Genomic DNA, 12986 nt, shown 5'->3' on the forward strand with positions numbered 1-12986 from the left:
GCGCGGATCCGCGTCGCGGTGATCGCGCCGTGCGTCGGCGGTCGGTGCCGAGGGCCGGGATGCCCGCCGCACCGACCGCCGTGGGGCGATCCGGTCAGCCCGTGAGCACGCTCGGGTCGATCCCGGCCAGCCGCTCCGGGTCGGTGAGGATGTCCAGCGAGGTGATCCGCCCGTCCTCGATCGTGAACGCCATCACCGACAGCGGCGTGCCGTCGGAGGCCAGCGAGACCACGCCCGGTGTGCCGTTGATCAGCGCCGGAAGCGCGATCTCGGCGAAGCGGGCGAAGGTGATCGCCTGCGACGCGACCTCGGCCGCACCGCGCCGGACCAGGCTCGGCCGCAGCGTGCCGCCGTCGGAGCGGGCCACCACCTCGGGGTGGAGCACGGCGACCAGGGCCTCGAAGTCGCCGCCGCGCGAGGCGGCGAGGAACGCGTCGACCACCGCGCGCCGCCGACCCGGGTCGGGCTCCGGCGCGGGCGAGACGCCCTGGACCCGGCGCCGGGCCCGACTGGCGAGCTGCCGGGTGGAGGCGAGCGTACGGTCCAGGACCGGGGCGATCTCGTCGAAGGGCACGCCGAACATGTCGTGCAGGACGAAGGCCAGCCGCTCGTCGGGGGCCAACGTGTCCAGCACCACGAGAAGCGCGATGCCGACCGAGTCGGCCAGCAGGATCTCCTGCTCGGGATCCAGGCCGTCGGGACCGCTGACGATCGGATCGGGCAGCCGCACGAACCCGTCGTCGTCCTGCAGCGGATCCTCCCGGCGCGCCGTCCGCGACCGCAACATGTCCAGGCACACCCGGCCGACCACCGTGGTCAGCCAGCCGCCCAGGTTCCGCACCTCGGAGATGTCGGACCGACTCAACCGCAACCAGGCGTCCTGCACCGCGTCGTCGGCCTCGCCGAGCGAGCCCAGCATCCGGTAGGCCACCGCGCGCAGATGCGGCCGGCTCTCCTCGAACCGCAGCGCCAGGAAATCTTCTTCGCTCACCTGTCACATCTCCATCGCCCGTTTCGTCAGTGCAGTGAAGGACGATAACCGGCCGGTACACCAACGAACCGACCGCCCACGATCGAGAGAGAAGAAGACATCATGAGCGCTCGGATGAAGAACCCCGCCATGGTCCTGCCCGACGCGATGAAGGGCATCCAGGCCATCTACAAGGCGATGTACTCCGGCGGCGTGTCGCAGGAGATCCTGGAACTGGTCCACCTGCGCGCCAGCCAGATCAACGGGTGCAGCGCCTGTGTGTTCGCCGGCGTCACCAGCGCCAAGAAGGCGGGCGCCACCGACGAGCGGCTGCACGCCGTCGCGGCCTGGCGCGAGGCCCCGTTCTTCTCCGACGCCGAGCGCGCCGCACTGGCCCTGACCGAGGCCTCCACCCGGCTCGCCGACCACAGCGGCCAGGCCATACCGGACGCGTTGTGGGACGAGGTCGCCGACCACTTCGACGAGCGGCAGCTGTCCGCGATCATCCTGATGATCTCGATCACCAACTTCTTCAACCGGATCAACACCACGATCGAGGAGCCGGCCGGCGCCTCCTGGGGCTGAGCCGCCGCGCGGGGCGGTACCCGGGATCCCGCGACGGTCCCGGGACCGACACCACGCGCGGAGGGCGTGCGTGGTGTCGGCCGAACGGGGGCCGAAGGCGTGCGGTGGACACACCTTCGGCGGTCGCATCTTCGGCGGGTGGCCCGGGACATGCGGTGCCCGGGACATGCGGTGCCCGGGGCGCGCGGGGTTCAGGAGCGGACGGGCAGGAACGCGTCGAGGATCGGGAGCAGCAACCCGGTGCGCCCGGGCACGCCCATGTGCGTGGTGTCCGGCAGGACCGCGAGCCGCGACGAGGGAATCAACTCGTGCATGAACGCGGCGTGTTCCACCCGGATGAAGTCGGTGTCACCGATCACCAGCAGGGTGGGCGCGGCGATCGCGCGCAACTCGTCGTCGGTCCACTCGGTGAAGCCGTGCGCGACGGGCTGGAGCTTGGCCAGGGTGGCCTCGAAGGCGGTCGGGTCGGGGGCGACCCGGGCGTACGCCTCGACCATCGCCTTGAAGTCGGCCTCGGTCGGCAGGCGCGGCGAGGTCTGCTCGGGGGCGGAGATCTCCGGGAAGTAGCCGTCGTGCCGGCAGTGCGTGGCCAACAGGGCCAGCCGGTTCACCCGTTCCGGCGCGCGCACCGCGGCACGCAGCGCCGTCAGGCCGCCGAGGCTGTAGCCGAGCAGGTCGGCCCGATCGACGCCGAGATGGTCGAGCAGCGCGATCACGTCGTCGGCGAACACCTCCAGCGACATCTCGCGGTCGCTGTCGGCGGTGTGCCCGTGCCCCTGCAACTCGACGCCGATCACCCGACGGTTCGCGGCGAGCGCGGGCAACAGCGCGCCGAAGGACAGGTCGATGGTCTGCGCCCCACCGTGGAGCAGAACCAACGGGGGTACGGCTCCCTCGACGCCGTGCTCCTCGTAGTACATGTCGATCCCGTTGACCGGCGCATAGCCGGCGGTACGTGCACTGATCGTCATCCCACTGCTCTCCTGGCCCTCGTCCGAGTGAATACGCGACGTCACACTCATTGGACCGCCCGGGCCGGCAAAACTCATCGCGGGCGCGCGGACGCGGGCCGCTCCGGCCGAGGTGTCGGGTTTTGAGGCGGACTTGGGGGTGTTCTCAGGTTGTCTTCATCCGCGGGATCGAGAGTCTCGGGTATGACGGAAGACAATGCGGGGAGTGCGGAGTCCACCGGGATCGAGACGCGGGCGCCGGGCCGGCGGCGGGTGCGGCGGACCTTGTCGGTGCCGGTGGTGGCGGCCGTGGTTGCCGGCCTGATCGGCGGGTTGTCCGGGGTGGTCGTGGTGCGCCACTTCGAAAACTCCGACCACTCGCCGCCGGCGGCGGTCGGCGGGGCGCCGGTACGGAACGCGTCGGCCGGCGGAGGCGCGGGTTCGGTGTCGGCGGTGGCGGCGGCCGTCCGGTCGAGCGTGGTCGAGTTGCGGGTGACCTCGCGGCGCGGCTCGGTGACGGGTTCGGGGCTGGTCCTGGACACCGCCGGCCGGATCCTGACCAACGATCACGTGGTGGCCGGGGTGGGTTCCGGCGGCCTGACCGTGGTCTTCGCCGACGGTCGCACCGCCGCCGGCAGCGTGTCGGCGAGCGACGCCGCCCACGATCTCGCGGTGGTCCGGGTGAGCGGCGTCGGCGGGCTCACCCCGGCCGTGCTCGGCGATTCGGCGTCGCTGCAAGTGGGGGACGAGGTGGTCGCGTTCGGGTCGCCCCTCGGCCTGGGCGGCACGGTCACCTCCGGTGTGGTCGGCGCGCTGAACCGGCCCATCACGACATCCGGGGAGAGTGCGGTCGTGCCCGACGACGCGAGCGGCGCGCGTACCTCGCCCATCGCGGCGACCGACGCGAACACGGTGACCTACCCGGCGATCCAGACCGACGTCGCGTTCGGCTCGGGTAGTTCGGGCGGCCCGCTCGTCGACCTGTCCGGCCGCGTCGTGGGCATCGACTCGGCCATCTACGACACCACTTCCCAGGACGGCAACGACCTGCCCTGGGGCGGGAGCGGCGGCGGAAGCGGGAGCGCCGAGGCCGACGCCGGCAGCGTCGGCATCACCTTCGCGATCCCGATCGACGTGGCCAAGGCCTTCCTGAACACCCTGGGCTCCGACGCCTGACCCCGCCCCGGTCGATCGTGCCTACCCGCGCGGGTCGGGCACCGGGTGCCGGACCCGGATGTTCGGCTCGACGTACACCGCGTGTTCGTTCGCGCTGCCGCAGTGCACCGACACCAGCGCGCCGGCCACCTGCACGTCGCCGTCGATGTCGGTCACGACCCGGCGGCCTGCCGCAACCACCGGGCGGCGGGTATGTGCCGATGAGGGGGCAGGGGGAACCCGCTCCGAGCGGGCCGCGTCCATTCGCCGGATGTGCCGACGGAAGGGGAGTCCGGGCGATGGGTGGACGGCGGGGCGCCGTGGGGACGGCGTGGATGCGCAGGGCGGTGGTAGCGGTGGTGGCGGCCGTCGCGGCGACGGTGACGGCGACGGCGTGCAGCGATTCGGGTGGGCGCGGGTATCGGCGGCCCGCTCCGGACCGGGCGCCCTCCGCGCTGCCGTGGACCGGGGAGGGGGCTCGGCTGACCCTGGCGACGGTACGCACCCGGGTCGCGGTGTTCCGGCTGCGGGTGCCGACCGATCGCTGGGTGCAGGGCGATTCGGCGGCGGTGTCCGGCTCGTTCTGCCCGGGTGCGCGGGTCGTGGTCAATCGGGGCACGGCCGGCCCGGACCTGGTGATCCAGTCCTTCGGCACGACCTGCGACCCGCGCACCATGCCGGGGTGGGAGGGTCTGAGCCCGAGGGACCTCTACCGCACCGAGTCCGACATCCCGACGGACCGCCCGGTCGAAACCGTGACCACGCCGCTCGGCCGAGCCGTGATGTTCGCCGGCACGGGCGGCGGACCGACGGCCGTCGTCTTCCTGGCCTCCCCACTCCTGCCCGACCACCCGACCCTGGTCATCCGTACCGGGGGCCAACCCCGACTCTTCGCCACGACCCAACTCGCCGACCTCCTCCGCAGCGGCCTGCTCCCGGCCGAGTAGACCCGAACCGCTACGTCCACCCGCCCGCCACGGCCCGCCCGCCGTCCCGGTCGATCACCCGGACGGGCCAACCCCGCCCCGCCCGTCTCGACGGCCGACCGCGCGCCGATGACCTCGCACTCCGTGTCCCCACACGCGGATCGGGACCGCCCGACCCGGCTCGCGGCGGGCCCGGCCCGGATGCGCGCGCGACCGCCCCCGGATTGCATGGTGAAGCCGATGAATCCCAGCACACGGGAGCGGAAATGCATGTGATGCGAGCGGTCGAAGGTCCGGACAACGTCGTGTGGCACGCGATGGAGGGCGAGGACACCGCGCTGTGCGGCGAGACCCTTCCGAACTTTCGTGAAGTGCACGGCAGTCGCCGGCGGGAGACGTTCTGTGTGGCGTGCATGATCGAGATCGAACAGATCGCGGCGCCGGGCGCGACACCGACCTCCCGACACTGAACCCCTTACCGGTCCGTCCCACCGGTCTCGGTCTTTCCCACCCCGCGGCCCCGACCTCACCCGCCCGCTCCTTCGGGCGAACGAGGTCGGGGCCGTCGCGCGTCGTGCGATCAGTCCCACACCCGCAGGCGCAGCCGCACGGTGGTGCCGGTTTCGGCCGAGCGAATCTGGACCAGGTCGCAGATCTGGTTGGCTATCCACAGCCCGCGGCCGCCGTCCTGATCGGCGGTGGGCCGGTGTCGGCCGGCGAGCGGGTCGGTGATCCGGCCGGCGTCGTGGACGTCGCAGAGCAGGTGGGCCCCCTCGGTCCACAGCACGATCGTGCCGGCCGCACCGCCGTGCACGACGCTGTTGCCGGTGATCTCACCGATCGCGAGCAGCGCGTGGTCGACCCGGGTCCGGGTCGCGTCGGGCAACATCCGGCGGACCAGCGTCCGTACACCCGCCAGTTCGCCCGCCCGGAAGGCCAGGCGTTCGGCGTGCCTCGGAGCGGCCGGCAGCGGCGGGCCGCGCAGAGTCGCCGCGTACGCGTCGGCGTCCGGGGGCGAGTGCCGCCCATCGGTGGCGCCGGCCGGCGACAGGGGGTGGGTGCGATGCGCCTCGGCGATCACCTCGGGGTGCAGGCCGGAGACGTCGTACGGACACAGCAGCCGCCATGGTTCGTCGGCGAAGGCCAGGTCGAGCAACACCTCGTTGTGACCGCACTCGACCAGTTCGGCGGCGTCGCGGCCGACCCAGATCGGCTCGCCGATGCCGCGCCGACCCCGCGGGCCCTGCTCCGCGGTCCACTCCCGCCAGATCGGGATGATCCGCGCCGGATTGCGGCCGACCCGCTCCATGTCGATCCAGGTCACCGGGTCGGCGTCGGCGCCCAGTTCCTTGCGCAGCGCGTCGGCGCGCGGTTCGATCACCGCGACGGCGACCGCCTCGTCCGCGCGCAACCCCGCACGCACGAAGGCCGCCGTGCGCTCGACGAAGTCGTCCAATCCCGCGTACAGCAGCGCCTCGTGGCGAAACCTCGGGGCCGCGTCCATTCGGTCGTCACCTTCTCCACCGCCGGGCGGGGAGTCGTTCCCGACCGGCCGGTTCCAGTGAACCTACCCGATGACCGCAAATGCGCCGAAGCCCCCCCGGGCGACCGCGCAGCCGGGCGCCACCGCACGTGACCGGCCGGTTACCCCGAACGGGCGGTCGGAGGAGTCGGGGCGCGGCCGGCCGGACAGAGGCGAACAATGAGCTTCCGCACCGCTCCCGGCGCGCACGGCACGGCCCTCGTGTACGGGCCCGGGGACCTCGCCCGCTGTCTGGACCTCTACGCCGACCCGCGCTGCCCGTTCTGCCGACGCATGGAGGTGGGGCTCGGGCCGGTGTTTCGGCGACTGGCGGACGAGGGCCGGTTCGTACTGCGGTACCACTTCGCCACCTTTCTCGACGGGCGGCTCGGCGGCGAGGGTTCGCATCGGGCGGTGAACGCCCTGCGCGGCGCGGCGGACGTCGGCCAGGGAGCGTTCCTGGACTACCTGCACGTGCTGTACACACGGCAGCCGGACGAGTCGACGGACACCTTCGCCGACCCGGACTTCCTGCTGGACGCCGCCGGCGAGGTGCCGGCGCTGCGCGGCGCCGACTTCGACCACGTCGTGCGCGGGTTCACCCATCGGGCCTGGGTGGACCGGGTACAGGCGGACTTCGCCGATTCCGGGGTGACCGGTACCCCGACCGTGCTGCGCGACGGCACCCCGCTGACCGTCCTGGACGCCTCGGGCAAGGCACTGCGTCCGAAGGTGTTCCTGGCCCAACTGCACTGACCGCGCCCGGCCTTCGACCGGCCCTCGTGGGCGCGGCCTCCGTAGAGGGCGCGCCCACGAGGTTTCGGTGGTGCGGGAGGTCAGACGCCGATCGGGACCTTCGGGGCCGGGGCCTCCGTCGCCGTCTCCGCGCGGGCACGCGGGATCAGCGCGGCGGTGACCGAGCCGACGCCGGCGAGGGCGACGCCGACCCACAGCGCCGGGACGAGGCCGTCGACGAAGCTCCGGGGCGAGGCGAAGCCGCCGTTGGAGCTGAAGACCGAGGCGAGCACCGCCACGCCGAGGACGCCGCCGAGTTCGCGCAGCGCGTTGTTGGCGCCGGAGGCGACACCCTGCTGATCCGTACGGACCACGGACATCAGCAGGCCCGCGGTGGGGATGAAGTACAGCGACATCCCCAGCCCGCTCAGGATCAGGGCCGGAATCTGCTCCGCGTAGGTGACGTCGGTCGACGCGGTGAGCGCGAACCAGGCCAGACCCGCCGCGCTCAGGGCGAGGCCCGCGACGACCAGCGGCCGGCCGCCGATCCGGGCGGACAGCGGGCCGGCGAGCGGGGCGATGACCACGGGCATCATCGTCCACGGCAGGATTCGCAGACCCGCGTCGAGCGGCGAGTAGCCCTGGACGCCCTGGAGGTACTGGGTGAGCAGGAAGATCGAGCCGAAGACGCCGGCGAACATGAGCAGCCCGGAGAAGGTCAGAGCGGTGAAGGCGCGGTTGCGGAACATCGCCATGGGCAGCATGGGCTGCGCGGCGCGGCGCTCGTAGCCGACGAAGGCGGCGATCAGGGCGGCGCCGACGGCGATCGGGGCGATGACGCCGACACTGGACCAGCCGTGGCCCTCACCGCGGACCAGTCCGAAGACGAGGCCGAGCAGGCCGAGGCTGACGAGGACGGTGCCGACGAGGTCGAGGCGGCTGTTGGGGCCGTGGCTCTCGTCCACCTTGCGCAGCGTGAGCGGGACCAGGATCAGGCCGAGCGGGACGTTCAGCCAGAAGATCCACTGCCAGGAGCCGTGTTCGACGACGGCGCCGCCGACCAGCGGGCCCAGGGCCACCGCGAGCCCGTTGATGCCGCCCCACAGGCCCAGGGCCATCGGGCGCTTCTCGGGGGCGACCGCGCGGGTCAGGATGGTCAGGCTGAGTGGGAGGATCGCGGCGGCCCCGGCGCCCTGGAGGGCGCGGGCGACGATCAGCGTCTCGGAGTTCGGGGCGATCGCGGCGATCGCGGAGGCGACGGTGAAGATCCCGATGCCGGTCGCGAAGATCCGGCGGCGGCCGAACCGGTCGCCCAGCGCGGCGCCCAGCATGAGCAGCACCGCGAAGCTGAGGGTGTAGGCGTTCACGGTCCATTCGAGCTCGGATATCCCGGCGTCGAGGTCCTCGCGGATGGACGGCAGCGCGGTGGTGACGACGAGGTTGTCGAGCGAGGCCATGAAGAGGGCGAAGCTCGAGGCGAGGAAGGTCCACAGGACGGTGCGCGATCCGTTCGCGGGTCGCGCCTGCTGCTGGCTCATGGGATCCCTTGGGTCGAGGTCCGGATGTAGTGATCGATGACTAACTTTGACGCGCCGGATTAGTTATTGATGACTAACTATTGCGGGCAGGGCTCTGCCCTCCGGCGGCCGGGTGGGCGGGGAAGGGCCCGCGAGTGACGCGGGCCGAATTCAGTCGGAGGGAGTGGGCGCGGGCGACTCGCCGAGCCGCTCGGAGTCCTCGCACGGGTCGCAGCGGAGCTGCTTGCCCTCCGCGGAGAGGATGTCGTCGAAGTACCGTCCGCGGGGCAGGTCGAGCGAGGCGATGACGTTGCAGAGCATGCCGCGCGCGAAGAAGTTGGTGAGTTCTTCGCCGCCGATCCCGGTGACCTCGCGCGCGAACGTGTCCAGCCGGATCCAGAACCCGCGGATGTCGGACCGCAGTTCGGCGTCCTCGGCCGCGGCGTAGGCCTGCAACTGGATGCGCAGCAGATCGGTGTCGGTGTCGAGGAAGTCGTGGTAGGCGTGCGCCATCGCATGCATCGCCGGGTAGCCGGTGAGGCCTTCGGTGGCGCGGCGGAAGCGCTCCTCGACCCGGTCGAAGGCGTACTCCACGGTGGCGAGGAAGAGCGCCTTCTTGTCGTCGAACAGGCGGAACAGGTACGGCTGCGAGACGCCGACGCGCCTCGCGATCGCCGCGGTGGAGGTGCCGTTCAGGCCGCCCTTGGCGAACTCGGTGACGGCGGCACGGATCACCGCGGCACGACGCTCGTCGGCGCTCATCCGAACGGTGCCGGCCGTGCGGCTGGTAGGGGCTGCCATGCAAAGTAAGTTATTACTCAATAACCACACCGTCAAGCCCCACCCCCGTCTCTTGGAGGGTGGGGGCAAGGCCGGTGGTGCGTCAGAGCGCGGGGCGGGCGTCGGCGAGCTCGCGAAGGGACTTCTTCAGGACCTTGTCGAGGGTGCCCAGGGGGAAGGCGTCGACGAAGTACACCGCGCGAGGCACCTTGTAGTCGGACAAGCGCTCGCGGCAGGCGGCCAGGATCCGCTTTTCCAGGGTGCCCTCCTCCGGGGCGTCCGGCTTGCGGATCACGAAGGCCACCACGACCTCGCTGAGGAAGTCGTGGTGTTTGCCGACCACGGCGACCGATCCGACGCCGGGGATCGCGCCGATCACGTCCTCGACCTCGCGGGCCGAGACGTTTTCGCCGCCGACCTTGAGCAGGTCCTTGTCCCGCTCGCGGTAGAACACGTTGCCGCCGGCGCCCAGCAGGACCATGTCGCCGGTGCGGAACCAGTCGCCGACGAACGCGGCCTCGGTGGCCTGCGGATCGCCGTGGTACTCCAGGAACAGCTGTACGCCGCGTTGTCCGCGCAGCCACAGCTCGCCCACCTCGCCCTCGGCGCACTCCCGGCCGGTCTCGGGGTCGACCACGGCGCAGGAGTACCCGGGTGCGGGGCGGCCCATCGAGCGGGCGGGCAGGTGCTCGGTGGGTTTGCCGGTGATCGCGTGGGTGACCGTCTCGGTCATCCCGAACGCGGCGTACACGCGCAGTCCGAGCATCGTGTCCAGGGCCGGGGCGACCTGGCCGAACACGCCCACTCGCAGGGCGGTTTCCGGGCGGTTCGGGGCGGCGAGTACGCCGAAGCAGAACGGCATCAGCGACATGTGGGTGATCCCGTGTCGGGTGACCACGTCCCAGAACCGGCTGGTGGACCACTTGGGCGTCAGGACGGCGGTCGCGCCCGCGCCGAGCACCGAGAAGAACGACCAGCTCTGCGCGTTGACATGGAAGAAGGGCAGGTGGATCAGGTAGCGGTCGTCGGGGCCCAGGTCGATGCTGCGCGGACCCGAGCGGCTCGCCCAGATCGCGTTGGCGTGCGTGTGTACGACGGCCTTGGGGCGGCTGGTGGTGCCGGAGGTGAACATGATCCCGAACGGGAGCAGCGGTTCGATCGGCCGTCCGGTCCAGGTCGCGGCGTCGTCGTACAGGTCGGCGAAGGGGAGCGGGTCCGGGGCGGTGCCGTCGATGACCGCTACCCATTCCAACGCGGCGCCGGACTGTGCCAGCGGGGCGGCCAGGTGGGGTTGGGTGACGGCGGCGACGCAGTCGGCGCGCTCGACGAAGTAGGCGATCTCGGCGGGGGTGGCCCGGGTGTTCGTGGTCACCGCCACCGCGCCGACGGTTGCGCAGGCCAGCCAGGCCAGCACCATTTCGGGGCAGTTCTCGCTGTGGACCAGGACCTTGGCGCCGCGACCGATGCCGCGCCCGGTCAGGCCGGCGGCCAATCGTTCGGTGTCGCGCAGCAGTTCGGCGTAGGTCCAGGTGCGTCCGGTGCCCTCGGCCGGTTCCCAGACCAGGGCCGGATGTTCGGGGCGGTGCTCGGCCCAGTGCCGGAGCAGCCAGGGGATGTCCTGTCCGTGCACCTGGAATCCGTCGATCGTGCCGCCCGCCATGGGAATCCCCTCGTGCTCGTCGTCCGCGCGATCCGCGTCGGCACGGGAACGATAGGCAAGGGTTTTTGACGACGTCAAGGATATTGCGAAAACAGGTTCTCGTACGGATCGTGTGCGGCCGCTTCGTTCGGGCGGATGTACCGACTCTCCTTCGCCCCGACGCGGATCCGCGAAGTCGTCCACTGGGCCGCGTCACGCCGCCGGCGTTCGGGGCGTGCGCGCCGTCGCGTGCGCCACGATCGGCGGCCGATCCGTCGCGGCACCCGGCGCCGGCGACCACACCGCGCGGATCCGGGACCCGGACGTCGGGCGCCTCTGGGCCGCATCCTGACTCCCGGCGCCGTCCCGTAGCGTCGATGGGCGCGGGGGCCGCAGTGGGTGGGGCCGGTGGGTGCCGCCGGACGGCGGTGGCGGCGGCGATACTCTACATAGGTGTAGAAAGCACATGGATGCAGAAGGCTCGAGGCTCGGATGTGGAACGGTGGCGCGGCACCATTTCGCCACCACTTCGCCGCCGCCTCGGCACCGGTTCGGCACGACCCGCGGCACGACTTCCGGAGGCGATATGACGGTCCGTCCAAATCCCGGCAAACCGTCGGCGCGTGGGGTGCGGCGCGGGCCGGGGGAGCTGGAGTCGGAGGTGCTGGCGCTGCTGTGGGTCGCGCGCGGACCGCGGACCGCGGCCTGGGTCCAGACCGAACTGGCCGGTGACCTCGCCTACACCACGGTGGTGACCATCCTGTCCCGCCTGCACGACAAGGGACTGCTCGCCCGGGCCCGCGCCGGACGGGCGTACGCCTACACCCCCGTCACCGACGAGGCCGGCATCGTGGCCCGCCGCATGCGCGCGCTCCTCGACCACGAGGCCGACCGCCAGGCGGTGCTGGCCAGCTTCGTCTCCGAGCTCTCGGCCGCCGACGAGTCGATCCTGCGCGCGCTGCTCGGTGCCGCCGGACCGGCCGAGAGCCGGGGTTGAGCATGCCGCTCGCGCTCTACCTGCCGCTGCTGCTGCCGCTCACCGCGTTTCCGGTGGCCCGACTGGCCGGCGACCACCTGCACCCGCGCACCGCCACCCGCCTGCTCACCGTCGTGTCGGTGGTCCTGTCCGTGTGCAGCACCCTGTGCCTGGCGCTGCTGGTCGTGGTCGGCACCGCCCAACTGCCCGGCAATCCGCTGCCCGACGGCTGGTCGGACGCGGAGGTACGCGACGCGATCCCGCACGTCAGCCTGTTCGGGATCCTGGCCATTCCCACCTTCCTGGCCATCGTGATCGCCGTCGCCGTCACCCACCGACGCGACCGGGTCGAGCATCGTCTCGCGCTGGACGCCGTCGCGGGAGCGCCCGCCGGCGGCGAACTGACGGTGCTGCCCGACCCGACGCCCTACGCCTACGCCCTGCGCGGGCCGCCCGACCGCATCGTGGTCTCCACCGGCATGCTGCTCCCGCTCGACGACGAGGAACGCCGCGCGCTGATCGCCCACGAACGGGCCCACCTGAAAGGCCGCCACCACCTCGCGCTCGCCGCCACCCGACTCGCGGCCTGCGCCCATCCGTTGCTGCGCCCGATCCACACCACCGTCGCCTACACGGTCGAACGCTGGGCCGACGAGGACGCCGCCGAAGCCCTCGGCGACCGGCGCACGATAGCCCGCGCGGTGGGCAAGGCGGCGCTGGCCGCGAAGGGCCGCCCGCCGTTCGGCGCACCCGCGTTCGCCGCGCCGGGGCCGGTACCGCGTCGGGTCGCCGCCCTGCTCGGTCCACCGCTGCCGACCGCGTGGCCCACTCCCCGCTCCCGGGCGGGCGTCGCGGCCCTGGTCGCCGCGACGGGCACCACGGTGTCCGTACTGGCCTCGCTCAACGCCGCGGTCGCACTGGTCCTGCTGCTGATCGCCGCGACGCCGCTGTAGGTCCGCAACCGCGCGCTACTCGTGGGCCACGCGCTCGCGGGTGGCCGCGGAGGCGCGGTACATCCGGCGCCGCTGCCCGTCGACCGTCCGGTGCTCGGACACGAGCGTGCCGTCGCCCTCCATGCGGCGCAACATCGCGTACAACCGCTCGGCGGTGACCTCGAACCCCTGCCGCCGCAATTCGTCGAGCAGCCGCGGGCCGCAAAACTCCCGCTCGACCGCGACGCGAACGATCTGCCGCCACATGGCGCCCCGCTGAGCCCTACCCATCGCGCCCG

At 72.3% G+C, this 12986-nt stretch carries 15 protein-coding genes; 7 read left to right on the top strand and 8 right to left on the bottom strand.

The annotated features are described in order from the left end of the window. Positions 1-94: 94 nt before the first annotated feature. Positions 95-991: a sigma-70 family RNA polymerase sigma factor gene (locus B4N89_RS35200; protein WP_078980513.1), complete on the bottom strand. Its 897-nt coding sequence runs from the start codon at positions 989-991 to the stop codon at positions 95-97. Between the two features lie 102 nt (positions 992-1093). Here B4N89_RS35200 and B4N89_RS35205 point away from each other — a divergent pair, with 102 nt between their 5' ends. Next, a complete protein-coding gene (locus tag B4N89_RS35205) occupies positions 1094-1555 on the top strand; it encodes a carboxymuconolactone decarboxylase family protein (protein WP_078980514.1) in 462 nt (153 codons plus the stop codon). 191 nt (positions 1556-1746) lie between these two features. Here B4N89_RS35205 and B4N89_RS35210 read toward each other — a convergent pair whose 3' ends face one another. Then, on the bottom strand, positions 1747-2526 hold the full coding sequence (locus tag B4N89_RS35210; protein WP_078980515.1) for an alpha/beta fold hydrolase: 780 nt from the start codon (positions 2524-2526) through the stop codon (positions 1747-1749). A 183-nt stretch (positions 2527-2709) separates the two neighbouring features. On the opposite strand from B4N89_RS35210, the gene B4N89_RS35215 reads away from it, so the two are divergent. After that, positions 2710-3681, top strand: a complete 972-nt coding sequence (locus B4N89_RS35215) for a S1C family serine protease (RefSeq protein WP_078980516.1) — start codon at positions 2710-2712, stop codon at positions 3679-3681. 21 nt (positions 3682-3702) lie between these two features. On the opposite strand, the gene B4N89_RS52770 is transcribed toward B4N89_RS35215, so the two are convergent. Next, the gene (locus tag B4N89_RS52770; RefSeq protein ID WP_268812564.1) at positions 3703-3837 is read right to left on the bottom strand and encodes a hypothetical protein; all 135 of its coding nucleotides are present in this window, start codon (positions 3835-3837) and stop codon (positions 3703-3705) included. A gap of 158 nt (positions 3838-3995) precedes the next feature. Between B4N89_RS52770 and B4N89_RS35220 the strand changes: the two genes are divergently transcribed. Beyond that, the gene (locus B4N89_RS35220; protein WP_143658193.1) at positions 3996-4607 is read left to right on the top strand and encodes a hypothetical protein; all 612 of its coding nucleotides are present in this window, start codon (positions 3996-3998) and stop codon (positions 4605-4607) included. A 245-nt stretch (positions 4608-4852) separates the two neighbouring features. After that, positions 4853-5056: a hypothetical protein gene (locus tag B4N89_RS35225; protein ID WP_078980518.1), complete on the top strand. Its 204-nt coding sequence runs from the start codon at positions 4853-4855 to the stop codon at positions 5054-5056. Positions 5057-5166: 110 nt separating this feature from the next. Here the strand turns inward: B4N89_RS35225 and B4N89_RS35230 are convergent, their stop codons facing one another. Next, positions 5167-6090 carry an anti-sigma factor RsbA family regulatory protein gene (locus B4N89_RS35230; protein ID WP_078980519.1) on the bottom strand — a complete coding sequence of 308 codons (924 nt, stop codon included), beginning with the start codon at positions 6088-6090 and terminating at the stop codon, positions 5167-5169. Between the two features lie 198 nt (positions 6091-6288). Between B4N89_RS35230 and B4N89_RS35235 the strand changes: the two genes are divergently transcribed. Then, positions 6289-6864 carry a DsbA family protein gene (locus tag B4N89_RS35235; protein ID WP_078980520.1) on the top strand — a complete coding sequence of 192 codons (576 nt, stop codon included), beginning with the start codon at positions 6289-6291 and terminating at the stop codon, positions 6862-6864. Between the two features lie 80 nt (positions 6865-6944). Here B4N89_RS35235 and B4N89_RS35240 read toward each other — a convergent pair whose 3' ends face one another. The 3 genes from B4N89_RS35240 to B4N89_RS35250 all read right to left on the bottom strand — a co-directional run bounded on the left by B4N89_RS35240 (position 6945) and on the right by B4N89_RS35250 (position 10800). Beyond that, positions 6945-8381, bottom strand: coding sequence for an MFS transporter (locus B4N89_RS35240; protein WP_078980521.1), 1437 nt, complete (start codon positions 8379-8381; stop codon positions 6945-6947). Between the two features lie 150 nt (positions 8382-8531). Further along, complete coding sequence (locus tag B4N89_RS35245) at positions 8532-9161, bottom strand: TetR/AcrR family transcriptional regulator (protein WP_101897420.1); 630 nt, start codon at positions 9159-9161, stop codon at positions 8532-8534. Positions 9162-9243: 82 nt separating this feature from the next. Beyond that, the gene (locus B4N89_RS35250; RefSeq protein WP_101897421.1) at positions 9244-10800 is read right to left on the bottom strand and encodes a class I adenylate-forming enzyme family protein; all 1557 of its coding nucleotides are present in this window, start codon (positions 10798-10800) and stop codon (positions 9244-9246) included. 565 nt (positions 10801-11365) lie between these two features. Between B4N89_RS35250 and B4N89_RS35255 the strand changes: the two genes are divergently transcribed. Together B4N89_RS35255 and B4N89_RS35260 are read left to right on the top strand one after the other, a co-directional pair. After that, on the top strand, positions 11366-11776 hold the full coding sequence (locus tag B4N89_RS35255) for a BlaI/MecI/CopY family transcriptional regulator (RefSeq protein WP_078980524.1): 411 nt from the start codon (positions 11366-11368) through the stop codon (positions 11774-11776). A 2-nt stretch (positions 11777-11778) separates the two neighbouring features. Next, a complete protein-coding gene (locus tag B4N89_RS35260) occupies positions 11779-12708 on the top strand; it encodes a M56 family metallopeptidase (protein WP_078980525.1) in 930 nt (309 codons plus the stop codon). Positions 12709-12723: 15 nt separating this feature from the next. On the opposite strand, the gene B4N89_RS35265 is transcribed toward B4N89_RS35260, so the two are convergent. Continuing rightward, complete coding sequence (locus B4N89_RS35265) at positions 12724-12978, bottom strand: helix-turn-helix transcriptional regulator (RefSeq protein WP_143658194.1); 255 nt, start codon at positions 12976-12978, stop codon at positions 12724-12726. Positions 12979-12986: the final 8 nt, after the last annotated feature.

Source organism: Embleya scabrispora (assembly GCF_002024165.1).
GTDB lineage: Bacteria > Actinomycetota > Actinomycetes > Streptomycetales > Streptomycetaceae > Embleya > Embleya scabrispora_A.

Excerpts from the sequence above, each read along its gene's own strand:
- B4N89_RS35205 (WP_078980514.1), top strand. The coding sequence starts at position 1,094 with ATGAGCGCTCGGATGAAGAACCCCGCCATGGTCCTGCCCGACGCGATG.
- B4N89_RS35210 (WP_078980515.1), bottom strand. The coding sequence starts at position 2,526 with ATGACGATCAGTGCACGTACCGCCGGCTATGCGCCGGTCAACGGGATC.
- B4N89_RS35215 (WP_078980516.1), top strand. The coding sequence starts at position 2,710 with ATGACGGAAGACAATGCGGGGAGTGCGGAGTCCACCGGGATCGAGACG.
- B4N89_RS35220 (WP_143658193.1), top strand. The coding sequence starts at position 3,996 with ATGCGCAGGGCGGTGGTAGCGGTGGTGGCGGCCGTCGCGGCGACGGTG.
- B4N89_RS35225 (WP_078980518.1), top strand. The coding sequence starts at position 4,853 with ATGCATGTGATGCGAGCGGTCGAAGGTCCGGACAACGTCGTGTGGCAC.
- B4N89_RS35230 (WP_078980519.1), bottom strand. The coding sequence starts at position 6,090 with ATGGACGCGGCCCCGAGGTTTCGCCACGAGGCGCTGCTGTACGCGGGA.
- B4N89_RS35235 (WP_078980520.1), top strand. The coding sequence starts at position 6,289 with ATGAGCTTCCGCACCGCTCCCGGCGCGCACGGCACGGCCCTCGTGTAC.
- B4N89_RS35240 (WP_078980521.1), bottom strand. The coding sequence starts at position 8,381 with ATGAGCCAGCAGCAGGCGCGACCCGCGAACGGATCGCGCACCGTCCTG.
- B4N89_RS35245 (WP_101897420.1), bottom strand. The coding sequence starts at position 9,161 with ATGGCAGCCCCTACCAGCCGCACGGCCGGCACCGTTCGGATGAGCGCC.
- B4N89_RS35250 (WP_101897421.1), bottom strand. The coding sequence starts at position 10,800 with ATGGCGGGCGGCACGATCGACGGATTCCAGGTGCACGGACAGGACATC.
- B4N89_RS35255 (WP_078980524.1), top strand. The coding sequence starts at position 11,366 with ATGACGGTCCGTCCAAATCCCGGCAAACCGTCGGCGCGTGGGGTGCGG.
- B4N89_RS35260 (WP_078980525.1), top strand. The coding sequence starts at position 11,779 with ATGCCGCTCGCGCTCTACCTGCCGCTGCTGCTGCCGCTCACCGCGTTT.
- B4N89_RS35265 (WP_143658194.1), bottom strand. The coding sequence starts at position 12,978 with ATGGGTAGGGCTCAGCGGGGCGCCATGTGGCGGCAGATCGTTCGCGTC.